Below are 23,806 nucleotides of genomic sequence, written 5' to 3' on the forward strand. Positions count from 1 at the left end.
GTCAATTGCGATGTAGCACACTGTCATGTGATTTCCTTTAACCTTCGTGTCGAGCTGGCGATCATGGTAAGCGCCGCCTGCTCTGCCGCATCGCCGTCCTGATGCCGTATCGCATCGAACAGCGCCTTATGTTCCTGGAGCGTTTGCGGCATGTTGGCCTCATCGCCCATCCAGGTTCGTTCAAAAACCGCTCGCTGCAACGAACTGATCGCAATGCTAAGTTGCTGTAACACCGGGTTATGCACCGACTGCAACACCGCCTCGTGATAGCGAATATCCGCTTCGTTAAACGCCTCGCGATCCTGATTGTTGGCAATCATCTCGTTCAGCGCGGACTCAATCTGCGCCAGATCGCTGGAGGTCGCGCGCTCCGCCGCCCAGCGGGCAATCGCAGGTTCCACCAGATTTCGTACTTCGCTCATTGCACTGATAAGCCGTGGGTCGTAGTCGTTTTCCAGCACCCATTGCAGTACGTCAGTGTCGAGGTAATTCCACTGGTTACGCGGTGCTACAAACGCCCCGCGATAACGTTTCATTTCAATCAGTCGCTTCGCCATCAGCGAACGGAACACTTCACGGATGATGTTGCGCGAGGTTGCAAACTCCTCACAGAGTTCCGCCTCGGCCGGAAGCGGCGAGCCTGGCACGTATTTGCCGTGAACGATCTGTTTACCCAGCGTAATGACGATGCGATCGGTTTTATTGAGAGTCATGGAGAGTCCTTGTGCTCTGTATGTTCTTCCCTACTTTACCCCGATCGATGCATAACGCGGCAACTTTGTAGTACCAGCGTGATGACGTTCGCGTTTACTGTGCGTGTAATGTAGTACAAAGTTATATTGTTGTACTACAATTTAGATCACAAAAAGAACAATGCATGAAAAATGACATGCGCCGGGCAGAAATCTGAAAAGGGATGTCGGGCGCTAATCAGGAGGGAAATAAGAGTATGCTTTCAACGGCTTAGCACTCTTGTTTAAAGGATTAATCATGAAGTTGAATTTTAAGGGATTTTTTAAGGCTGCCGGTTTATTCCCACTGGCGCTGATGCTTTCAGGCTGTATCTCGTATGCCCTGGTTTCCCATACCGCAAAGGGTACTTCAGGAAAGTATCAATCGCAGTCAGACACCATCACGGGGCTATCGCAGGCAAAAGATAGTAACGGAACAAAAGGCTATGTTTTTGTGGGGGAATCTCTGGATTACCTTATCACTGACGGCGCCGATGACATCGTTAAGATGCTCAATGATCCAGCACTAAACAGGCATAATATTCAGGTTGCTGACGACGCAAGATTTGTTTTAAACGCGGGGAAAAAGAAATTTACCGGCACGTTATCGCTTTACTACTACTGGAATAACGAAGAAGAAAAGGCACTGGCAACGCATTATGGTTTTGCCTGTGGTGTTCAACACTGTACCAAGTCACTGGAAAACCTCAAAGGCACAATCCATGAGAAAAATAAAAACATGGATTACTCAAAGGTGATGGCTTTCTACCATCCATTTAAAGTGCGATTTTATGAATACTATTCATCCAGTGGCATTCCGGATGGTGTTACCGCAGCATTACTGCCAGTGACTGTTACGCTGGACATCATCACTGCACCGCTGCAATTTCTGGTTGTATATGCAGTAAACCAATAATCAGTAAGCGGGCAAACGCATTCATGCTGTTTGCCCGTCCACTGATTAATTCAGCACATACTTTTCAATAGCAAATGCCACGCCATCTTCAAGGTTGGATTTGGTGACAAAGTTCGCCACTTCTTTCACCGAAGGAATAGCGTTATCCATTGCCACACCAACACCTGCATATTCAATCATTGCGATGTCGTTTTCCTGATCGCCAATCGCCATAATTTCTTCCGGTTTAATGCCCAACACGTCGGCCAATGATTTCACACCAGTGCCTTTGTTAACGCGTTTATCGAGGATTTCGAGGAAGTACGGCGCACTTTTCAGCACGGTGTATTTCTCTTTCACTTCCTGCGGAATACGCGCGATAGCCTGGTCGAGGATGGCGGGTTCATCAATCATCATCACTTTCAGGAGCTGTATATTGGGGTCCATTCTTTCCGCTTCGCAGAATACCAGCGGAATGGTGGCAACGAAGGATTCATGCACCGTGTAGTAGCTGATATCGCGGTTGGCGGTGTACAGCGTGGTGCGGTCCAGGGCGTGAAAATGAGAACCGACTTCGCGAGAAAGTTTTTCCAGGAAACGATAGTCGTCATAGCTCAATGCTGTTTGCGCCACGGTGCTGCCATCAGCAGCCTTCTGTACCAGCGCGCCGTTGTAAGTAATGCAGTAGTCGCCGGGCTGTTCCATGTGCAGTTCTTTCAGGTAGTTGTGAACGCCTGCATAAGGGCGCCCCGTCGTTAGCACGACATTCACGCCACGGGCGCGAGCTGCGGCAATCGCATTTTTAACGGCGGGTGAAATGGTGTGATCGGGCAGCAGAAGGGTGCCATCCATATCGATAGCAATGAGTTTGATAGCCATGAGTTCCCCAGGTAGATTGTTTCCTGACCCATGCTAACGCGATTGCGCTCAAAAATCAGTACAACACCTGATGGAAAACGGGGATGCAACGCGCGTTGCGTGCTCCCCTTTTGCTTAGCGGAAAAGTTTTCCTTTCAGCAATTCCATGCCTGCGGAAAGCAAATCGTTATTGGCTTGTGGCGAAACTTCGCCCTGCGGCGATAGAGCATCAATAATCTTCGGCAATTGTTCCGCCAGCATGTTGGAAGCAGCACTGGTATCAACACCGAGTTTTTGTCCAAGATCGGACACCGCATTTGTGCCGAGCGCCGACTCCAGTTGTTCTCCGCTCACCGGTTGATTACTTTGTTGGTTACTCAACCAGGATGTGAGAATGGCACCTAAGCCGCCACTTTGCAGTTTTTCCAGCAGCACCTGAATGCCGCCCTGCTCCTCAACCCAACTTAAAATCGCCTGATATTTCCCCGCATCGCCTTTCAGAAAGGCACCGACAACTTCATCAAAAAGCCCCATGATAATCACCTGTAAAGCGTTACGTGTTGACTCAAAAAGTATAGTTCTGCGGGATGATAATTGCGGATTGCAGAAATAAAAAGGGCGGAGATAATCTCCGCCCTTTTCTTAAAGCTTCTTGCCGGATGCGGCGTTAACGCCTTCTCCAGCCTACAAAATCATGAAAATTCAATACATTGCATAAGTCTTGTAGGCCTGATAAGCGTAGCGCATCAGGCACGCTCGCATTGTTAACGCCATTAAATATCGATATTCGCCGCTTTCAGGGCGTTCTCTTCGATAAATGCACGACGCGGTTCAACGGCATCGCCCATCAGCGTGGTGAACAGCTGGTCGGCGGCAATCGCATCTTTAACGGTAACGCGCAGCATACGACGGCTTTCCGGGTCCATCGTGGTTTCCCACAACTGTTCCGGGTTCATCTCGCCCAGACCTTTATAACGCTGGATGGAGAGGCCGCGACGGGACTCTTTCACCAGCCAGTCCAGCGCCTGCTCGAAGCTGGCTACCGGCTGACGACGCTCACCACGTTCGATAAACGCATCTTCTTCCAGCAAGCCACGCAGTTTCTCACCCAGCGTGCAAATACGACGATATTCGCCACCAGTGATGAACTCGTGATCCAGCGGGTAGTCAGTATCCACGCCGTGGGTACGCACGCGAACAATCGGCTCGAACAGGTTTTTCTCGGCATTGGTGTGGACATCAAACTTCCATTGGCTGCCGTGCTGTTCTTTGTCGTTCAGTTCGCTGACCAGCGCGTTCACCCAGCGGGTAACGGTCTGCTCGTTGGAAAGGTCGGCTTCCGTCAGCGTTGGCTGATAGATAAGCTCTTTCAGCATTGCTTTCGGATAACGACGCTCCATACGCACGATCATTTTCTGCGCCGCATTGTACTCAGACACCAGTTTTTCTAACGCTTCACCCGCTAAAGCGGGTGCGCTGGCGTTGGTATGTAAGGAAGCACCATCCAGTGCGATGGAGATTTGGTACTGATCCATCGCTTCATCGTCTTTAATGTACTGTTCCTGCTTACCTTTCTTCACTTTGTACAGCGGCGGTTGGGCAATGTAAACGTGACCGCGTTCGATGATTTCCGGCATCTGACGATAGAAGAAGGTCAACAGCAGCGTACGAATGTGCGAGCCGTCGACGTCCGCATCGGTCATGATGATGATGCTGTGATAACGCAGTTTGTCCGGGTTGTACTCGTCACGACCGATACCGCAACCAAGCGCGGTGATCAGCGTCGCCACTTCCTGGGAAGCCAGCATCTTATCGAAGCGGGCTTTCTCGACGTTGAGGATTTTACCTTTCAACGGCAGAATCGCCTGGTTCTTGCGGTTACGCCCCTGTTTTGCAGAGCCGCCCGCAGAGTCCCCTTCCACAAGGTACAGTTCGGAGAGCGCCGGATCGCGTTCCTGACAGTCCGCCAGTTTGCCCGGCAGGCCTGCTAAGTCCAGCGCACCTTTACGACGGGTCATTTCACGAGCGCGACGCGCAGCTTCACGGGCGCGGGCAGCATCGATAATTTTGCCAACCACGATTTTCGCGTCGGCCGGATTTTCCAGCAGGTATTCTGCCAGCAGTTCGTTCATCTGCTGTTCAACCGCCGATTTCACCTCAGAAGAAACCAGTTTGTCTTTGGTCTGGGAGGAGAATTTCGGGTCCGGCACTTTCACGGAGACAACGGCAATCAGGCCTTCACGCGCATCATCGCCAGTGGCACTGACTTTGGCTTTTTTGCTGTAGCCTTCTTTATCCATGTAGGCGTTCAGGGTACGGGTCATCGCCGCACGGAAGCCTGCCAGGTGAGTACCGCCGTCACGCTGCGGAATGTTGTTGGTAAAGCAGTAGATGTTTTCCTGGAAGCCATCGTTCCACTGCAGCGCCACTTCAACGCCGATACCGTCTTTTTCGGTGGAGAAGTAGAAGATATTCGGGTGGATCGGCGTTTTGTTCTTGTTCAGATACTCAACGAACGCCTTGATACCGCCTTCATAGTGGAAGTGGTCTTCTTTACCATCACGCTTGTCTTTCAGACGAATGGAGACGCCGGAGTTGAGGAACGACAACTCACGCAGACGTTTCGCCAGAATTTCATATTCGAACTCGGTCACATTGGTGAAGGTTTCGAGGCTGGGCCAGAAACGCACCATCGTACCGGTTTTATCGGTGTCGCCAGTAACCGCCAGCGGAGCCTGCGGTACACCGTGTTCGTAGATCTGACGGTGAATTTTACCCTCGCGCTGGATAACCAGCTCCAGTTTTTGCGACAGGGCGTTTACTACCGAAACACCAACGCCGTGCAGACCGCCGGACACTTTATAGGAGTTATCGTCAAATTTACCGCCTGCGTGCAGGACGGTCATGATCACTTCCGCCGCCGATACGCCCTCTTCCGGGTGAATACCGGTCGGAATGCCGCGCCCGTCGTCCTGTACAGAGACAGAGTTATCGGCGTGAATGGTGACGATAATTTCTTTACAGTGACCCGCGAGCGCTTCGTCGATAGCGTTATCTACCACCTCGAATACCATGTGGTGCAGACCGGTGCCGTCATCCGTGTCGCCGATATACATACCCGGGCGCTTACGCACCGCATCCAGCCCTTTCAGGACTTTGATACTGGAGGAGTCATAAGAATTCGACATCAACGTTTCTCGCTCATTTATACTTGGGTTAATCCGTTATTTTACCCTTTTCCACGGTAAACATCTTCGAATTTTCGTCCGACATGTCTATAACGTGTTCAGCACTGATCGCGCTGACAAAGACCTGTGATTGCGTCGCTTTTAAGCGGCTGGCAAGCAGCCCGCGACGCTCATCATCAAGCTCAGAGGCAAAATCATCTATCAGGTAGAGACACCGCCGCCCGCTTTCACGGGTGAGGAACTCTCCTTGCGCCAGACGTAAGGCGCACATCAACAGCTTAAGCTGCCCACGCGATAAGGTATCTTCCACCGGCGCACCGTCGGCGCGAATGCGTAAGTCCGCTTTATGCGGGCCATGCGCGGTGTAGGTTAGCTGGCGATCGCGTTCAAAATTACGTTCCAGCACCTCAGCGTACTCTGTCTCTTTCTCCCAGCCGCGCTGAAAAGAGAAAGTCAGAGAAAACTCAGGGAGAAATTGCTTACAGGTATCAGCCATATCGGCCGCGATACCGGCGCTATACTCCGCGCGCCAGGTGCTGATTTGCTCCGCCAGCGGGATCAATTCTTTATCCCACGGGCGTAGCTGTTCGTAACGTGTCACCTGGCGCAGCGCCGCATTACGCTGCTTGAGCAACCGCTTGAGATTGCTCCAGGCGGTGAAAAATCCAGGTTCGTTGTGAAAGCATCCCCAGTCGAGGAATGCTCTTCTGTATTTGGGGCCGCCGTTGAGTAAAGTAAACCCTTCTGGCGTTATCAGCTGCATTGGCATCAGATGCGCCAGCTCCGCGACTTTATGCCCGTCAGTACCGTCGATGCGGACTTTGCTGTCGCCCTGTTTGTCTTTGGTTAAGCCAATTGCCGTCTCGCGCTCTTCGCCCTGCAAACGCCCGTGGAGCACAAACGCTTCCTGCTCATGGCGAATAACGCGACCAATCTGCAAACTGCGAAACGCCCGACCGTGGCCGAGCGTATAGATGGCTTCCAGCACGCTGGTTTTGCCACTGCCGTTGGCACCTACCAGAAAGTTAAAGCCGGGAGATAAAGCGAGATCCGCGGTTTCGATATTGCGGAAATCGCGGATCAACAAGCGGGTGAGGGACATTACAGTCTCATTGGCATGACAACATAGGCAGCCGACTGTGATGCGGCATCTTCAATCTGCACGCTGGAAACCGAATCGGTCAGCATCATGCGCACGTTTTCGCATTTCAGCGCGTTCAGGACATCCAGCACATAGCTGACGTTGAAGCCGATTTCCATCTCCGCACCGCTATAGGTAACGTCGAGGATCTCTTCCGCTTCTTCCTGTTCCGGGTTATTGGCGGTGATTTTCAGCTGGTTTTCGCTGACATACAGACGCACACCGCGGAATTTCTCGTTAGAGAGAATTGCCGCACGAGCAAACGCCTGCTTGAGCAGATCGCAGCCAGCTTCCAGATGTTTGTCCGGGTTCTTCGGCAATACGCGGCGGTAATCCGGGAAGCGACCGTCCACCAGTTTGGAGGTGAAGATAAAGTCGCCAACGTGAGCGCGAATATTGTTGCTGCCAATCTGTACACGCAGCGGATTGTCGCCGCCGTCGAGCATACGCATCAGTTCAATCACGCCTTTACGCGGCACGATCACCGAATGGCTTGGCAAAGATTGACCAATTGGCATTGAACAGACCGCCAGACGGTGGCCGTCGGTCGCCACGGTGCGCAGTTCTTCACCTTCGGTTTCAAACAGCATACCGTTTAAGTAATAACGAACGTCCTGATGCGCCATAGAAAACTGGGTCGCTTCAATCAGACGCTTCATCGTCGCCTGTGGCAGGGTAAATTCGACTTCGCTCTGCCAGTCATCGAGGTTCGGGAAATCTGTCGCTGGCAGGGTGGAAAGCGAAAAACGGCTGCGCCCGGAGCGCACCAGCATCCGCTCACCTTCCAGCTGCACGGCAATTTCCGCGCCTTCAGGCAGACCACGGCAGATATCAAAGAATTTGCGCGCCGGAACGGTCGTCGCCCCTGGTTCGTGCGGCTGAACCAGCGCAACGCGTGCCACCATTTCCATCTCGAGATCAGTACCGGTCAGCGACAACGTACCGTCAGCAACCTGTAACAGCAGATTACCGAGAATCGGTAGCGTAGGACGACCACCTAACGGACCGCTCACCTGTTGTAGCGGTTTTAATAAATGCTCACGTTCTACGGTAAATTTCATAGGTTTACGATGACAATGTTCTGATTAAATTAGAGAAATCTTCTTTGATATCGTGGCTCTCTTCACGCAATTGCTCGATCTTACGGCAGGCATGAAGCACCGTCGTGTGGTCACGACCACCAAACGCATCGCCAATCTCCGGCAGACTGTGGTTAGTCAGTTCTTTCGCCAGCGCCATCGCCATCTGACGTGGACGCGCTACCGAGCGGGATCGACGTTTGGAAAGGAGATCCGCGACTTTGATCTTGTAGTACTCTGCCACCGTCTTCTGAATATTGTCGATAGTGACCAGTTTTTCCTGCAAAGCCAGTAAGTCGCGCAGCGCCTCACGTACGAAGTCAATCGTGATCGCCCGTCCGGTAAAGTTGGCGTTAGCAATGACGCGGTTCAGCGCCCCTTCCAGCTCACGTACGTTAGATCGTAGACGCTTGGCGATAAAGAACGCCACTTCGCCCGGCAAACGAATGTCGTTTTCGTCGGCCTTTTTCATCAGGATCGCCACGCGGGTTTCCAGCTCTGGCGGTTCGATCGCCACAGTCAGCCCCCAGCCGAAGCGAGATTTCAAACGATCCTCAACACCGTTGATCTCTTTCGGATAGCGATCCGACGTGAGGATGATCTGCTGATTACCTTCCAGCAGGGCGTTAAAGGTATGGAAAAACTCTTCCTGGGATCGTTCTTTATTGGCGAAAAACTGAATATCGTCGATCAGCAGCGCATCAACGGAACGGTAGTAGCGTTTAAACTCTTCGATCGCATTGTTTTGCAGGGCTTTTACCATGTCCTGAACAAAGCGTTCGGAGTGCATATAAACCACTTTGGCATTCGGCTTGCGCGCCATAATGCCATTACCCACCGCATGAAGCAGGTGAGTTTTACCCAGCCCCGTGCCGCCATAAAGGAACAGCGGGTTATAGGCGCCGCCCGGGTTGTCTGCCACCTGGCGAGCCGCCGCGCGCGCCAGTTGGTTAGATTTACCTTCGACGAAGTTATCAAACGTATGTTTAACGTTGACGTTGGAACGATAGGTCGGTTCTGCCGGAGCCGGAACGTTATCCCAGCCTGAGCGCGTAGAAGGCGCAGCGCGTTGCGGCTGCACCTGCGCTGCCTGAGCGGGTGCAACTGTATTGCTGGCAGGGACTTTCAGCGTTTGTGTCACGGGCTTTGTGCCCACTTCAAAACGCAGCTGTGGGGCATCCGCTCCACAGAAACTGGTTAGCAGTCCATTGATATTATTGAGGTACTTGTCCCTTACCCAATCGAGGACAAAACGGTTTGGCGCGTACAAGGCCAGCGTGTTATCGCTCAGTTCCGCCTGCAATGGGCGTATCCACATACTGAATTCTGTGGCTGGTAACTCATCCTGCAATCGGGCAAGACACTGCTGCCAAAGCGAAAGTGACACGGCGGACTCCACTCGAACAAAAGTCGATTATGACTAAGGCTGAAACATTCATGATTGTTGACGCACGTCGAAAAGACCCTGCATGAGGGTGACGCACGAACCGCTGTCTGCGGTTATATGCCCGATCAAGATCCTGCAAAACGATCGGGACCGCGGATCATAGCCTAAACTGCGCAAGAGATCTTCTGTTTCTCACAGATTTTCCCGATTTATCCACAGGGCTTTCCAGAACTCGCTAAGTGTAAACGATCCTGCCGCAAGGCGAGCACGATTTACGCCGCATATTGGAAAATTTAATGACCTTAGACAAAATTAGGCTTAATCGATCTAATAAAGATCCTGGACGATCCTTGCGCTTTACCCGGTAGCCCGTATAATCCTCGCCCCGGCGCGCCATGCTGGTTTTCACTGGTGTGAAGCCGTACATTTTCCCAGCGAAAAGGTGCGGAAAAGCGCGGTAAATAAGGAAAGAGAATTGACTCCGGAGTGTACAATTATTACAATCCGGCCTCTTTAATCACCCATGGCTTCGGTGTCCATCGTTTCATTTTTCGGCGGATATCCAATAAAGCCATTGAATTTATTCAAGTTTAGGTAGAAATCGCCATGAAACGCACTTTTCAACCGTCTGTACTGAAGCGCAACCGTTCTCACGGCTTCCGTGCTCGTATGGCTACTAAAAATGGTCGTCAGGTTCTGGCACGTCGTCGTGCTAAAGGCCGCGCTCGTCTGACCGTTTCTAAGTAATATAGCTAACCCCTGCGTGGTTAAGCTCGCATTTCCCAGGGAGTTACGTTTGTTAACTCCCAGTCAATTCACATTCGTCTTCCAGCAGCCACAACGGGCTGGCACGCCGCAAATTACCATTCTCGGCCGCCTGAATTCGCTGGGGCATCCCCGTATCGGTCTTACTGTCGCCAAGAAAAACGTTCGACGCGCGCATGAACGCAATCGGATTAAACGTCTGACGCGTGAAAGCTTCCGTCTGCGCCAACATGAACTCCCGGCTATGGATTTCGTGGTGGTGGCGAAAAAAGGGGTTGCCGACCTCGATAACCGTGCTCTCTCGGAAGCGTTGGAAAAATTATGGCGCCGCCACTGTCGCCTGGCTCGCGGGTCCTGATAGCCCTCATTCGGGTCTATCAACGCCTGATTAGTCCGCTACTCGGGCCGCATTGTCGTTTCACTCCAACCTGTTCAAGCTACGGAATTGAGGCATTGCGCAGGTTTGGAGTGATAAAAGGCAGTTGGTTGACGGTGAAACGCGTATTAAAATGCCACCCTTTACACCCTGGTGGTGACGATCCCGTCCCGCCCGGACCATTTGATACCAGAGAACACTAACGATGGATTCGCAACGCAATCTTTTAGTCATCGCTTTGCTGTTCGTGTCTTTCATGATCTGGCAAGCCTGGGAGCAGGATAAAAACCCGCAACCTCAGGCCCAACAGACCACGCAGACAACGACCACCGCAGCGGGTAGCGCCGCCGACCAGGGCGTACCGGCCAGTGGCCAGGGGAAACTGATTTCGGTTAAGACCGACGTGCTTGATCTGACCATCAACACCCGTGGTGGTGATGTTGAACAGGCTCTGCTCCCGGCTTACCCGAAAGAGCTGAACTCTACCCAGCCGTTCCAGCTGCTGGAAACTTCACCGCAGTTTATTTATCAGGCACAGAGCGGTCTGACCGGTCGTGATGGCCCGGATAACCCGGCTAACGGCCCGCGTCCGCTGTATAACGTTGAAAAAGACGCTTATGTGCTGGCTGAAGGTCAAAACGAACTGCAGGTGCCGATGACGTATACCGACGCGGCAGGCAACACGTTTACCAAAACGTTTGTCCTGAAACGTGGTGATTACGCTGTCAACGTCAACTACAACGTGCAGAACGCTGGCGAAAAACCGCTGGAGATCTCCACCTTTGGCCAGTTGAAGCAATCCATCAATCTGCCACCGCATCTCGATACTGGAAGCAGCAACTTCGCACTGCATACCTTCCGTGGCGCGGCGTACTCCACGCCTGACGAGAAGTACGAGAAATACAAGTTCGATACCATTGCCGATAACGAAAACCTGAACATCTCTTCGAAAGGTGGTTGGGTGGCGATGCTGCAACAGTATTTCGCGACTGCGTGGATCCCGCATAACGACGGCACCAACAACTTCTACACCGCTAATCTGGGTAACGGCATCGCCGCTATCGGCTATAAATCTCAGCCGGTACTGGTTCAGCCAGGTCAGACTGGCGCGATGAACAGCACCCTGTGGGTCGGCCCTGAAATTCAGGACAAAATGGCAGCTGTTGCTCCGCACCTGGATCTGACCGTTGATTACGGTTGGTTGTGGTTCATCTCTCAGCCGCTGTTCAAACTGCTGAAATGGATCCATAGCTTTGTGGGTAACTGGGGCTTCTCCATTATCATCATCACCTTTATCGTTCGTGGCATCATGTACCCGCTGACCAAAGCGCAGTACACCTCCATGGCGAAGATGCGTATGCTGCAGCCGAAGATTCAGGCTATGCGTGAGCGTCTGGGCGATGACAAACAGCGTATCAGCCAGGAAATGATGGCGCTGTACAAAGCTGAGAAGGTTAACCCGCTGGGCGGCTGCTTCCCGCTGATTATCCAGATGCCAATCTTCCTGGCGTTGTACTACATGCTGATGGGTTCCGTTGAACTGCGTCAGGCGCCGTTTGCACTGTGGATCCACGACCTGTCTGCACAGGACCCGTACTACATCCTGCCGATCCTGATGGGCGTAACGATGTTCTTCATTCAGAAGATGTCGCCGACCACTGTGACCGACCCGATGCAGCAGAAGATCATGACCTTTATGCCGGTCATCTTCACCGTGTTCTTCCTGTGGTTCCCGTCAGGTCTGGTGCTGTACTATATCGTCAGCAACCTGGTTACCATTATTCAGCAGCAGCTGATTTACCGTGGTCTGGAAAAACGTGGCCTGCATAGCCGCGAGAAGAAAAAATCCTGATTCGGTGAGTTTTCGCTAAAATAAGGGCGGTCAGTTGACCGCCTTTTTTCTTTTCGTAGGGCGGATAAGCGCCGCGCATCCGCCACACAAAGCAACAGGAACATCATGAGCGATAATGACACTATCGTAGCCCAGGCCACGCCTCCGGGACGTGGCGGCGTTGGCATCCTGCGCATCTCCGGCCTCAAAGCCCGTGAAGTTGCCGAAACCGTGCTGGGTAAACTGCCTAAGCCGCGCTACGCCGATTATCTTCCGTTTAAAGACGCCGACGGCAGCGTGCTCGATCAGGGGATTGCGCTATGGTTCCCTGGCCCGAACTCGTTCACCGGCGAAGATGTGCTGGAACTGCAGGGTCATGGCGGTCCGGTGATCCTCGACCTGCTGTTAAAACGTATTCTGACCATTCCCGGCCTGCGGATTGCCCGACCGGGTGAGTTTTCCGAACGCGCGTTTCTTAACGATAAACTCGACTTAGCCCAGGCCGAGGCGATTGCCGATCTTATCGATGCCAGTTCGGAACAGGCAGCCCGTTCGGCACTTAACTCGCTGCAAGGCGCATTCTCCGCACGGGTCAACCATCTGGTGGAAGCCCTCACCCACTTGCGCATTTACGTCGAAGCGGCAATTGATTTCCCCGATGAAGAGATCGATTTCCTCTCCGACGGCAAAATTGAAGCCCAGCTCAATGATGTAATTGCCGATCTTGATGCTGTGCGCGCCGAAGCTCGTCAGGGTAGTTTGTTGCGCGAAGGGATGAAAGTGGTGATTGCCGGACGTCCTAACGCCGGTAAATCGAGCCTGTTAAACGCGCTGGCGGGCCGTGAAGCAGCAATCGTAACCGATATCGCAGGAACCACGCGTGACGTGCTGCGTGAGCATATCCACATTGACGGAATGCCGCTGCATATCATCGATACCGCCGGGCTACGTGAGGCCAGTGACGAAGTGGAACGTATTGGTATCGAGCGCGCGTGGCAGGAAATTGAACAGGCCGACCGCGTGCTGTTTATGGTCGATGGCACCACGACAGACGCTGTTGATCCGGCAGAGATCTGGCCGGAATTTATCGCCCGTCTGCCTGCGAAACTACCGATCACCGTGGTGCGCAATAAAGCCGATATCACCGGCGAAACGCTGGGAATGAGCGAAGTGAACGGTCACGCGTTAATTCGTCTCTCGGCAAGAACTGGTGAAGGTGTGGACGTGCTGCGTAACCATCTCAAACAGAGCATGGGCTTTGACACCAACATGGAAGGCGGCTTCCTGGCGCGCCGTCGTCACCTACAGGCGCTGGAACAGGCGGCGGAGCATTTGCAGCAAGGTAAAGCACAGCTGTTGGGCGCATGGGCTGGCGAATTGCTGGCGGAAGAGCTGCGCCTGGCGCAGCAGAACTTGAGCGAGATTACCGGGGAGTTTACCTCTGACGACCTACTGGGGCGGATTTTCTCCAGCTTCTGTATCGGTAAGTAACCGCACTTACGAAGCCGCATCTGGTAGTCAGGATGCGGCTTTGTTTTCCTGTTTGCATTCTTTTTATTAATCAATTCATCTTATAAAGATTAAAATTTTAATGCAGCGTATTTTTCTGAAAAAAACATTTAATAATGCATCTCGAACGATTGTGATTCGATTCACATTTAATAAACTTAGGAATAGATATAAAAATCTTAATGTAATAGTGTAGCAACATGTCTTTCGAGGATAAGTGCATTATGAATATCTTACATATATGTGTGACCTCAAAGTGGTTCAATATTGACAACAGGATTGTCGATCACCGCCCTTAATTTGCCCTTCTGTAGCTATCACCAGAGTCAAACCAATTAGATTCAATGTGATCTATTAGTTTGCCATGCCTTAATTTTACCTTTTAGACAAGCCATTATTGCTTTATCTATTTGCTCGTCTAAATAAATGTACTCGTATACATAATTATGGTGAATTAATGGTTATTGCAGACGCAATATTCACAGGGATCACTGTAATTAAAATAAATGAAGGATTATGCAATGGAAAACTTTAAACATCTCCCTGAACCGTTCCGCATTCGTGTTATTGAGCCAGTAAAACGTACGACTCGCGCTTACCGTGAAGAAGCGATTATTAAATCTGGTATGAACCCGTTCCTGCTGGATAGCGAAGATGTGTTTATCGATTTACTGACCGACAGCGGCACCGGGGCGGTAACCCAAAGTATGCAAGCAGCGATGATGCGCGGCGACGAAGCCTACAGTGGCAGCCGCAGCTACTATGCGTTAGCCGAATCAGTAAAAAATATCTTTGGTTATCAATACACTATTCCGACCCACCAGGGCCGTGGCGCAGAGCAAATCTATATTCCAGTACTGATTAAAAAACGCGAGCAGGAAAAAGGTCTGGATCGCAGCAAAATGGTGGCGTTCTCTAACTATTTCTTCGATACCACTCAGGGCCATAGCCAGATTAACGGCTGTACCGTGCGTAACGTCTATATCAAAGAAGCCTTCGATACTGGCGTACGTTACGACTTTAAAGGCAACTTTGACCTCGAAGGATTAGAACGCGGTATTGAAGAAGTTGGCCCGAATAACGTGCCGTATATCGTTGCGACCATTACCAGCAACTCCGCAGGTGGCCAGCCGGTTTCACTGGCAAATATGAAAGCGATGTACAGCATTGCGAAGAAATACGATATTCCGGTAGTGATGGACTCCGCGCGCTTTGCCGAAAACGCCTATTTCATCAAACAGCGTGAAGCGGAATATAAAGACTGGACTATCGAGCAGATCACTCGCGAAACCTATAAATATGCCGATATGCTGGCGATGTCCGCCAAGAAAGATGCGATGGTACCGATGGGCGGCCTGCTGTGCGTGAAAGACGACAGCTTCTTCGATGTCTACACCGAATGCAGAACGCTGTGCGTAGTGCAGGAAGGCTTCCCGACTTATGGTGGTCTGGAAGGCGGTGCGATGGAGCGTCTGGCGGTGGGTCTGTATGACGGCATGAACCATGACTGGCTGGCTTATCGTATTGCGCAGGTGCAGTATCTGGTCGATGGTCTGGAAGAGATTGGCGTAGTATGCCAGCAGGCGGGCGGTCATGCGGCGTTCGTTGATGCCGGTAAACTGTTGCCACATATCCCGGCAGATCAATTCCCGGCACAGGCACTGGCGTGCGAATTGTATAAAGTCGCCGGTATCCGTGCGGTAGAAATTGGTTCCTTCCTGTTAGGTCGCGATCCGAAAACCGGTAAACAACTGCCTTGCCCGGCAGAACTGCTGCGTTTAACCATTCCACGCGCAACATATACCCAAACACATATGGACTTCATTATTGAAGCCTTCAAACATGTGAAAGAGAACGCGACAAATATTAAAGGATTAACCTTTACCTACGAACCAAAAGTATTGCGTCACTTCACCGCAAAACTGAAAGAAGTTTAATTAACACTACAGAGTGGCTATAAGGATGTTAGCCACTCTATTTCCCCTACACCCTCAATAACAAAAATAGCCTTCCTCTAAAGGTGGCATCATGACTGATCAATCAGAAAAAAAGCACTCTGCATTTTGGGGTGTTATGGTTATAGCCGGTACAGTAATTGGCGGTGGGATGTTTGCTTTACCTGTTGACCTTGCCGGTGCCTGGTTTTTTTGGGGCGCTTTTATTCTTATTATCGCCTGGTTTTCAATGTTACATTCAGGCCTATTATTATTAGAAGCGAACTTAAATTATCCCGTCGGCTCCAGTTTTAACACCATCACCAAAGATTTAATTGGCAACACCTGGAACATTATTAGCGGTATTACCGTTGCCTTCGTTCTCTATATTCTCACTTATGCTTATATCTCTGCTAACGGCGCAATCATTAGCGAAACGATATCGATGAATTTGGGCTATCACGCTAATCCACGCATTGTCGGGATCTGTACGGCCATTTTCGTTGCCAGCGTATTGTGGATAAGCTCTTTAGCCGCCAGTCGTATTACCTCGTTGTTCCTCGGGCTGAAGATTATCTCCTTTGTGATCGTGTTTGGTTCTTTCTTCTTCCAGGTCGATTATTCCATTCTGCGCGATTCCACCAGCACGACTGCGGGGACGTCTTACTTCCCGTATATCTTTATGGCTTTGCCGGTGTGTCTGGCGTCATTTGGTTTCCACGGCAATATTCCCAGTCTGATTATTTGCTATGGCAAAAAGAAAGATAAACTAATCAAAAGCGTAGTTTTCGGCTCGCTGCTGGCACTGGTGATTTATCTCTTCTGGCTTTATTGCACGATGGGGAATATCTCGCGAGAAAGTTTTAAAGCGATTATCTCCTCGGGCGGCAACGTTGATTCACTGGTAAAAACGTTCCTCGGCACCAAACAGCATGGCATTATCGAATTTTGCCTGCTGGTGTTCTCCAACTTAGCTGTCGCCAGTTCGTTCTTTGGCGTCACGCTTGGGCTGTTCGATTACCTGGCGGATCTGTTTAAGATTGATAACTCCCACGGCGGACGTTTCAAAACCGTGCTGTTAACCTTCCTGCCACCCGCTTTGTTGTATCTCGTCTTCCCGAATGGCTTTATTTACGGGATTGGCGGTGCCGGACTGTGCGCCACCATCTGGGCGGTCATTATCCCCGCGGTGCTGGCAATCAAAGCTCGCAAGAAGTTTCCCAATCAGATATTTACGGTCTGGGGCGGCAATCTTATTCCGGCGATTGTCATTCTCTTTGGTATCACCGTGATTTTGTGCTGGTTCGGCAACGTATTTAACGTGTTACCTAAATTTGGCTAAGCCCTTAAAGAAGCCAGCGGTCATTCGCTGGCTTCTTGCCTGAAAGGAAATCTCTTTTGTCCAAATGGCAACTCGCCTGATTCTCCTTCACCACGTATGCTTTGCGTCACCTTCCCGTCAGGACGCTTTATCCCATGTCCCGCTTTTTAATTTGTAGTTTTGCTCTGGTTTTACTCTATCCCGCAGGTATTGATATGTACCTGGTCGGCTTACCGCGCATCGCCACCGATCTCAATGCCAGCGAAGCGCAGTTGCATATTGCGTTCTCCGTTTACCTTGCGGGGATGGCAGCAGCAATGTTATTTGCCGGGAAAGTGGCCGACCGTTCAGGGAGAAAACCTGTCGCCATCCCCGGCGCGGCGCTATTTATTATCGCCTCTGTGCTCTGTTCACTGGCTGAAACCAGCGCGTTATTTCTTGCAGGACGCTTTCTGCAGGGACTCGGCGCGGGCTGTTGTTATGTGGTGGCATTCGCGATTTTACGCGACACGCTGGACGATCGACGTCGGGCAAAAGTGCTGTCATTACTCAACGGCATTACTTGCATCATTCCGGTGTTAGCGCCAGTGCTTGGCCACCTGATTATGCTTAAGTTCCCGTGGCAGAGCCTGTTCTGGGTAATGGCGCTGATGGGTGTCGCGGTACTCGTGTTGTCATTGTTTATTTTAAAAGAAACCCGCCCTGCGGCACCTGCCGCTTCGGGCAAAACACGAGAAAATACCGAGTCGTTGCTTAACCGCTTTTTCCTCAGCCGAGTGCTTATCACCACCCTCAGCGTCTCAGTCATACTTACCTTCGTGAATACGTCGCCAGTATTGATGATGGAAATCATGGGCTTTGCGCGCGGAGAATACGCCACCATTATGGCGTTGACCGCAGGTGTTAGCATGACCGTATCATTCTCCACGCCATTTGCGTTGGGGATTTTTAAGCCACGTACGTTGATGATCACCTCGCAGGTGTTATTTCTGGCGGCGGGAATCATTCTTGCAGTTTCGCCTTCCCATGCTGTTTCGCTGTTTGGCATCACATTGATTTGCGCTGGTTTTTCAGTGGGATTCGGCGTGGCAATGAGTCAGGCGTTAGGGCCGTTTTCATTACGCGCGGGCGTAGCCAGTTCGACATTAGGCATTGCACAGGTTTGCGGTTCATCACTGTGGATTTGGCTAGCGGCGGTAGTCGGCGTAGGCGCATGGAATATGCTGATCGGGATTCTGATTGCCTGTAGCATAGTGAGCCTGTTGCTGATTATGCTCGTCGCGCCTGGACGCCCCGTTACCGCTCATGAAGAAATCCATCACCACACTTGATCTGAATTTGCTGCTCTGCCTGCAACTGCTGATGCAGGAGCGCAGCGTGACCAAAGCGGCGAAGCGGATGAACGTGACGCCTTCGGCGGTGAGCAAATCTCTGGCAAAGCTTCGGATATGGTTTGATGACCTGCTCTTTGTGAACTCACCGCTGGGCCTGACGCCAACGCCGCTGATGGTCAGCATGGAGCAAAATCTGGCGGAGTGGATGCAAATGAGCAATCTGCTGCTGGATAAACCGCACCACCAAACGCCACGTGGTCTGAAGTTTGAGCTGGCAGCAGAATCGCCGCTGATGATGATTATGTTTAATGCGCTGTCGAAACATATTTACCAGCGTTACCCACAGGCGACGATTAAACTGCGCAACTGGGATTATGACTCGTTGGATGCAATTATTCGTGGCGAAGTGGATATCGGTTTTACCGGACGAGAAAGCCACCCTCGCTCGCGAGAACAGCTTAGTCTTCTGCCGTTGTCTATTGATTATGACGTATTATTTACAGACTTACCGTGCGTCTGGTTGCGCAAAGATCATCCGGCGCTGCGTGAAGAATGGGATCTGGATACTTTTTTACGTTATCCACATATCAGCATTTGCTGGGAACAGAGCGATACCTGGGCGCTGGACAATGTGTTGCAGGAATCAGGGCGCGAACGCACGATTGCCATGAGTCTGCCGGAATTCGAGCAGTCACTGTTTATGGCGGCGCAGCCAGACAATTTGCTACTGGCGACCGCACCGCGCTACTGTCAGTATTACAACCAACTCCACCAGCTGCCACTGGTTGCACTCCCTCTCCCGTTTGACGAAATCCAGCAAAAAAAGCTGGAAGTGCCGTTTACTCTGCTGTGGCACAAACGGAACAGCCATAACCCGAAGATCGTCTGGTTACGGGAAACCATTAAAAATCTTTACGCCTCGATGACATAATTAAATCGTATAAAACGCGACCATATTTCGCGATAAAATGTAAAAAACATGTAATAAATTTGTCTGAATCGAACTTTTCGCCGCTTTAGTCTGTCCATAATTTCAGTAAATGATTACTCTGTATTCATAATGGACCATTAAGCATGGAGCGAAAAATGGCGACTCACTTTGCCCGAGGGATTTTAACGGAAGGACACCTGATATCTGTTCGTCTACCCTCCCAGTGTCATCAAGAAGCCCTAAATCTTCCCCCTCATCGTCAAAGTCGTTTCCTGGCGTCCAGAGGTTTACTCGCAGAACTGATGTTCTTGCTGTACGGCATTAGTGAATTGCCGGAAATCGTCACCCAGGCAAAAGGAAAGCCGGTTTTCCACGATAGAAATTTACCATCATTTTCAATAGCCTATGCCGGAAACATGGTCGGAGTGGCATTAACAACTGAAGGTGAATGTGGCCTCGATATGGAACTACAGCGCGCGACTCGTGGGTTTCATAGCCCTCACGCGCCCGATAACCATGCTTTTTCCAGCAATGAATCACTATGGATCAGTAAGCAAAACGATCCTAACGAAGCGCGAGCGCAGCTCATCACGCTGCGCCGAAGCGTGCTAAAACTTACCGGTGATGTTTTGAATGACGACCCGCGAAATCTGCAGTTGATGCCCATTGCGGGACGCCTGAAATGTGCCCATGTAAATCATGTAGAAGCGATATGCGACGCAGAGGAAGTGCTGGTATGGTCCGTGGCGGTCAGCCCAGCGATTGAAAAGCTCAATGTCTGGGAGTTTGATGGCAAGCAAGGCTGGAAAAGCCTGCCGGATATTCACAGCCGCGCCAATAATCCTACCAGCCGGATGATGCGTTTTGCCCAGCTCTCTACCGTGAAGTCATTTTTGCCAAATTGATAGACAACCACAGGAGTCATCATGTCTGAAAAATTGAAGGTGGTTACGTTATTGGGAAGCCTGCGCAAAGGTTCATTTAATGGCATGGTTGCACGTACCCTGCCGAAAATTGCCCCAGCGGGTATGGAAGTTAACGCGTTGCCATCTATTGCTGACATTCCCTTATATGACGCAGACGTACAGCAGGAAGACGGTTTTCCAGCAACGGTTGAAGCTCTGGCGGAACAGATTCGTCAGGCGGATGGTGTGGTGATCGTGACGCCGGAATATAACTACTCGGTGCCGGGTGGACTGAAAAATGCCATCGACTGGCTTTCCCGCCTGCCCGATCAGCCATTGGCCGGTAAACCGGTGTTGATTCAGACCAGCTCAATGGGCGTAATTGGCGGCGCACGCTGTCAGTATCATCTGCGCCAGATTCTGGTCTTCCTGGATGCAATGGTAATGAACAAACCAGAGTTTATGGGCGGCGTGATTCAGAACAAAGTCGATCCACAGACTGGAGAAGTGATTGATCCGGGAACGCTGGACCACCTGACCGGGCAGTTGACCGCATTTGGCGAGTTTATTCAACGCGTTAAGATCTAAATAAAAAACCCGCCAGCAATCATGCATGGCGGGTTTTTAACGCGCTATCGATTTTAGTGGGCGTCGATAAAGACAATTTTCAGCACAAACAGCAGCGCCACGATAATCACGCACGGGCTAAGGTCGCGCAGACGGCCTGTACCGATTTTCATCACGCAGTAGGAGATAAAGCCCAGCGCAATACCTTCGGTAATCGAGAAGCTAAACGGCATCATCACGGCAGTAATAAACGCCGGAACGGATTCGGTGAGATCCTGCCATTTCACACGCGCAAGACTTGAGGTCATCAGTACGCCAACGTAAATGAGCGCGCCAGCCGCGGCGTAGCCAGGCACCATCCCCGCCAGCGGCGACAGGAAGATAACCAGCAGGAACAGCAAACCAACAACCACTGCCGTCAGACCAGTACGCCCACCAACGGAAACACCGGAGGAGGACTCAATATACGCTGTAACAGAAGAAGTACCGATAAACGAACCGGTCACGGAAGAGATACTGTCGACATACAGCGCCTGCTTCATGCGCGGGAATTTACCTTTCTCATCCGCCAGACCTGCTTTATCAGTCACGCCAATCAGCGTACCGGAGGAGTCAAACAGGTTAACCAGCATGAAAGAGAAAATCACGCCAGCCAGTCCGAGGTTGAATGAACCAGCTAAATCCACATGCCCCACCACGGTCATCACGCTCGGCGGCGCGGAGACAATGCCGTTGTAGTGCACATCACCCAGCATCCAGCCTAGTAGCGTTGTCACCACGATAGAAACCAGCACCGCTGCGTGAATGTTACGTGAGGCCAGAATGGCGATGATGAAGAAACCGAGGATACCCAGCAGCACACTGTGAGAAGTCAGATTACCGATACTCACCAGCGTTTCCGGATTAGCGACAATCACACCTGCGTTTTTCAGCCCCATCATGCCGATGAACAGGCCGATACCGCTGGTGATCCCCACACGCAGACTCACCGGAATGTTGGCAATCATCCAGTAGCGAACGCGGAAGATTGTCAGTAACAGCAGACCAATAGCGCCCCAGAAGATTGCGCCCATCCCGACCTGCCACGGTAAGCCCATCGCCTGCACAACGACAAAGGCGAAGAATGCGTTCAGCCCCATGGCGGGTGCCAGCGCGACTGGTAGGTTAGCAAACAGCCCCATCAGAATACTGCCGAACGCAGCAATCAGACAGGTGGTGACGAAGACGGCGCTGGTGTCCATGCCAGCAACGCCGAGAATTTGCGGGTTAACAAAAACGATGTAAACCATCGTCAGGAAGGTGGTAAAACCGGCGATCACTTCGGTCCGTGCCGTCGTGCCATGTTCGCGCAGTTTAAACACGCGTTCCAGCATCCCCTGGCCAGAAGCCTGGGTTGTGTGTTGTTGACTCATTATCTATTTCCGAACAAGGAGGGAAAATACGTCGCTATCGTATACCAAAATGAGACAATATGGACGGCTGAAGATAACTTTTTTTCATTGTATTTGCTTATACGGCAACGATTGCGTCATGCGAATATGCCTGACGAAAACGTTAAACTAACGATAAAGGAAAGACATGTCCCAGATAGAAGCGGTATTTTTCGACTGCGACGGTACGCTGGTCGACAGTGAGGTTATTTGCTCTCGAGCCTATGTCACGATGTTCAGGGAATTTGGCATTAACGTTGACCTGGAAGAAATTTTTACCCGCTTTAAAGGCGTAAAACTCTACGAAATCATCGACATCATTAGCAAAGAACAGGGCGTAGAAATGGTCCGTGCCGATGCCGAACACGTTTACCGTGCGGAAGTGGCGCGCCTGTTTGATAGCGAGCTTGAGGTGATTGCAGGAGCGAACGAATTGCTGGCTAGTGTGAAAGTGCCGATGTGCGTCGTCTCTAACGGCCCGGTCAGCAAGATGCAGCATTCGCTTGGTAAGCTCAACATGCTGCACTATTTCCCGGAAAAACTGTTCAGCGGTTACGACATTCAGCGTTGGAAGCCCGACCCGGCATTAATGTTCCATGCGGCAAAAGCGATGAATGTGAACGTTGAAAACTGCATTCTGGTCGATGACTCCAGCGCCGGTGCGCAGTCAGGAATCGATGCCGGTATGGAAGTGTTTTACTTCTGCGCTGACCCGCACAATAAGCCGATCGTTCATCCGAAAGTCACCACCTTTACCGAGTTGGCGCAGTTACCTGCGCTCTGGAAGGAACGAGGCTGGAATATTACGGCATAACGCTTCAAACTCCCTTCACTTACCCCGCCCGGCAAGGCGCTCAAAGGTAAGCAAAGGGAGTTTGATATGTCAGTTCAACGTCGGGTAATGCATCACGCGTCTACCAGGATTCGGTATTTAATATCCTGAAACAGACTCTTTACGCTAAGCGGGATGCTTTATCTTTAAGCTACTCAAAAGCAGACAGGATGTTTCTATGACTCAAAATATCAGGCCGTTACCCCTATTCAAATATCATCCAAAACCACTGGAAACAGGCGCATTTAAGCAGGATAAAACCGTAGAGTGCGATTGCTGTGAACAACCGACGTCAGTTTATTACTCTGGTCCTTTTTATTGTGTTGATGAAGTTGAATATCTCTGTCCGTGGTGCATTGCGGACGGTTCTGCGGCAGAAAAGTTTGCAGGTAGTTTTCAGGATGATACAAACATTGAAGGCGTTGAATTTGAGTATGATGAAGAGGACGAATTTGCCGGTGTTAAGAACACATATCCTGACGAAATGCTGAAAGAGTTGGTTGAACGCACGCCAGGTTATCATGGATGGCAGCAGGAATTCTGGCTCGCACATTGTGGCGATTTCTGTGCTTTTATCGGCTATGTGGGCTGGAATGAGATAAAAGATCGCCTCGATGAATTTGCCAATCTTGAAGAAGATTGTGAAAATTTCGGTATTAAAAATTCAGATCTAGCTAAATGTTTGCAAAACGGCGGTGATTGTCAGGGGTATCTGTTCCGCTGTCTCCACTGCGGCAAGCTGAGACTGTGGGGCGATTTTTCGTAATGCTACTCTGTCCGGTAAGTTTTACC

General features: G+C 51.1%; 24 protein-coding genes. 16 read left to right on the forward strand and 8 right to left on the reverse strand.

Going from position 1 to position 23,806, the window contains the following annotated elements; translation table 11 throughout:
- Positions 1–23: 23 nt before the first annotated feature.
- On the reverse strand, positions 24–713 hold the full coding sequence (gene dgoR / locus D9736_RS11935; RefSeq protein WP_000174305.1) for a D-galactonate utilization transcriptional regulator DgoR: 690 nt from the start codon (positions 711–713) through the stop codon (positions 24–26).
- A 277-nt stretch (positions 714–990) separates the two neighbouring features.
- Between dgoR and yidX the strand changes: the two genes are divergently transcribed.
- The gene (gene yidX, locus D9736_RS11940) at positions 991–1,647 is read left to right on the forward strand and encodes a protein YidX (RefSeq protein WP_130258390.1); all 657 of its coding nucleotides are present in this window, start codon (positions 991–993) and stop codon (positions 1,645–1,647) included.
- 45 nt (positions 1,648–1,692) lie between these two features.
- On the opposite strand, the gene yidA is transcribed toward yidX, so the two are convergent.
- The 6 genes from yidA to dnaA form a co-directional block, all read right to left on the reverse strand.
- Complete coding sequence (yidA, locus tag D9736_RS11945) at positions 1,693–2,505, reverse strand: sugar-phosphatase (RefSeq protein ID WP_130215106.1); 813 nt, start codon at positions 2,503–2,505, stop codon at positions 1,693–1,695.
- Positions 2,506–2,619: 114 nt separating this feature from the next.
- A complete protein-coding gene (locus tag D9736_RS11950) occupies positions 2,620–3,018 on the reverse strand; it encodes a YidB family protein (protein WP_205712847.1) in 399 nt (132 codons plus the stop codon).
- Positions 3,019–3,257: 239 nt separating this feature from the next.
- On the reverse strand, positions 3,258–5,672 hold the full coding sequence (gyrB, locus tag D9736_RS11955) for a DNA topoisomerase (ATP-hydrolyzing) subunit B (RefSeq protein WP_130258391.1): 2,415 nt from the start codon (positions 5,670–5,672) through the stop codon (positions 3,258–3,260).
- A gap of 28 nt (positions 5,673–5,700) precedes the next feature.
- Positions 5,701–6,774, reverse strand: coding sequence for a DNA replication/repair protein RecF (gene recF / locus D9736_RS11960; RefSeq protein ID WP_000060112.1), 1,074 nt, complete (start codon positions 6,772–6,774; stop codon positions 5,701–5,703).
- On the reverse strand, positions 6,774–7,874 hold the full coding sequence (gene dnaN / locus D9736_RS11965) for a DNA polymerase III subunit beta (protein WP_032236956.1): 1,101 nt from the start codon (positions 7,872–7,874) through the stop codon (positions 6,774–6,776). Before dnaN ends, recF begins: the two co-directional genes overlap by 1 nt.
- Positions 7,875–7,878: 4 nt before the next feature.
- Positions 7,879–9,279, reverse strand: a complete 1,401-nt coding sequence (gene dnaA / locus D9736_RS11970; protein ID WP_000059100.1) for a chromosomal replication initiator protein DnaA — start codon at positions 9,277–9,279, stop codon at positions 7,879–7,881.
- 296 nt (positions 9,280–9,575) lie between these two features.
- Between dnaA and D9736_RS11975 the strand changes: the two genes are divergently transcribed.
- The 13 genes from D9736_RS11975 to yieF all read left to right on the forward strand — a co-directional run bounded on the left by D9736_RS11975 (position 9,576) and on the right by yieF (position 20,773).
- Entirely contained in the window at positions 9,576–9,647 is a 72-nt protein-coding gene (locus D9736_RS11975) for a hypothetical protein (protein WP_123057980.1), read from the forward strand.
- Between the two features lie 238 nt (positions 9,648–9,885).
- Complete coding sequence (rpmH, locus tag D9736_RS11980) at positions 9,886–10,026, forward strand: 50S ribosomal protein L34 (protein WP_000831330.1); 141 nt, start codon at positions 9,886–9,888, stop codon at positions 10,024–10,026.
- Between the two features lie 16 nt (positions 10,027–10,042).
- Complete coding sequence (gene rnpA, locus D9736_RS11985; protein WP_000239730.1) at positions 10,043–10,402, forward strand: ribonuclease P protein component; 360 nt, start codon at positions 10,043–10,045, stop codon at positions 10,400–10,402.
- A complete protein-coding gene (gene yidD, locus D9736_RS11990; protein WP_001307474.1) occupies positions 10,366–10,623 on the forward strand; it encodes a membrane protein insertion efficiency factor YidD in 258 nt (85 codons plus the stop codon). The genes rnpA and yidD overlap by 37 nt, the downstream gene beginning before the upstream one ends.
- A gap of 2 nt (positions 10,624–10,625) precedes the next feature.
- Positions 10,626–12,272, forward strand: coding sequence for a membrane protein insertase YidC (gene yidC, locus D9736_RS11995; RefSeq protein WP_064525945.1), 1,647 nt, complete (start codon positions 10,626–10,628; stop codon positions 12,270–12,272).
- A 105-nt stretch (positions 12,273–12,377) separates the two neighbouring features.
- Positions 12,378–13,742 (forward strand): tRNA uridine-5-carboxymethylaminomethyl(34) synthesis GTPase MnmE, encoded by a 1,365-nt coding sequence (mnmE, locus tag D9736_RS12000; RefSeq protein ID WP_001282361.1) that lies wholly within the window; start codon positions 12,378–12,380, stop codon positions 13,740–13,742.
- 242 nt (positions 13,743–13,984) lie between these two features.
- Positions 13,985–14,059 (forward strand): tryptophanase leader peptide, encoded by a 75-nt coding sequence (tnaC, locus tag D9736_RS12005; RefSeq protein WP_127447239.1) that lies wholly within the window; start codon positions 13,985–13,987, stop codon positions 14,057–14,059.
- Between the two features lie 222 nt (positions 14,060–14,281).
- Positions 14,282–15,697, forward strand: a complete 1,416-nt coding sequence (gene tnaA / locus D9736_RS12010) for a tryptophanase (RefSeq protein ID WP_130206804.1) — start codon at positions 14,282–14,284, stop codon at positions 15,695–15,697.
- A 91-nt stretch (positions 15,698–15,788) separates the two neighbouring features.
- Positions 15,789–17,036, forward strand: a complete 1,248-nt coding sequence (tnaB, locus tag D9736_RS12015) for a low affinity tryptophan permease TnaB (protein WP_130215102.1) — start codon at positions 15,789–15,791, stop codon at positions 17,034–17,036.
- A gap of 134 nt (positions 17,037–17,170) precedes the next feature.
- On the forward strand, positions 17,171–18,346 hold the full coding sequence (mdtL, locus tag D9736_RS12020; protein WP_130258392.1) for a multidrug efflux MFS transporter MdtL: 1,176 nt from the start codon (positions 17,171–17,173) through the stop codon (positions 18,344–18,346).
- Entirely contained in the window at positions 18,321–19,280 is a 960-nt protein-coding gene (gene yidZ / locus D9736_RS12025) for an HTH-type transcriptional regulator YidZ (RefSeq protein ID WP_130258393.1), read from the forward strand. The genes mdtL and yidZ overlap by 26 nt, the downstream gene beginning before the upstream one ends.
- 155 nt (positions 19,281–19,435) lie before the next feature.
- Positions 19,436–20,185 carry a 4'-phosphopantetheinyl transferase superfamily protein gene (locus D9736_RS12030; RefSeq protein WP_130258394.1) on the forward strand — a complete coding sequence of 250 codons (750 nt, stop codon included), beginning with the start codon at positions 19,436–19,438 and terminating at the stop codon, positions 20,183–20,185.
- A gap of 21 nt (positions 20,186–20,206) precedes the next feature.
- Entirely contained in the window at positions 20,207–20,773 is a 567-nt protein-coding gene (gene yieF, locus D9736_RS12035; protein ID WP_130215096.1) for a class I chromate reductase YieF, read from the forward strand.
- A 53-nt stretch (positions 20,774–20,826) separates the two neighbouring features.
- Here yieF and adeP read toward each other — a convergent pair whose 3' ends face one another.
- Complete coding sequence (adeP, locus tag D9736_RS12040; protein ID WP_064525932.1) at positions 20,827–22,164, reverse strand: adenine permease AdeP; 1,338 nt, start codon at positions 22,162–22,164, stop codon at positions 20,827–20,829.
- Positions 22,165–22,330: 166 nt separating this feature from the next.
- Between adeP and yieH the strand changes: the two genes are divergently transcribed.
- Positions 22,331–22,996 (forward strand): 6-phosphogluconate phosphatase, encoded by a 666-nt coding sequence (gene yieH / locus D9736_RS12045; protein ID WP_130258395.1) that lies wholly within the window; start codon positions 22,331–22,333, stop codon positions 22,994–22,996.
- A 196-nt stretch (positions 22,997–23,192) separates the two neighbouring features.
- On the forward strand, positions 23,193–23,780 hold the full coding sequence (cbrC, locus tag D9736_RS12050; protein WP_130222515.1) for a PF03691 family colicin E2 tolerance protein CbrC: 588 nt from the start codon (positions 23,193–23,195) through the stop codon (positions 23,778–23,780).
- The last annotated feature ends 26 nt before the right edge of the window (positions 23,781–23,806 follow it).

The organism is Escherichia sp. E10V10 (genome assembly GCF_004211985.1).
Taxonomy (GTDB): domain Bacteria; phylum Pseudomonadota; class Gammaproteobacteria; order Enterobacterales; family Enterobacteriaceae; genus Escherichia.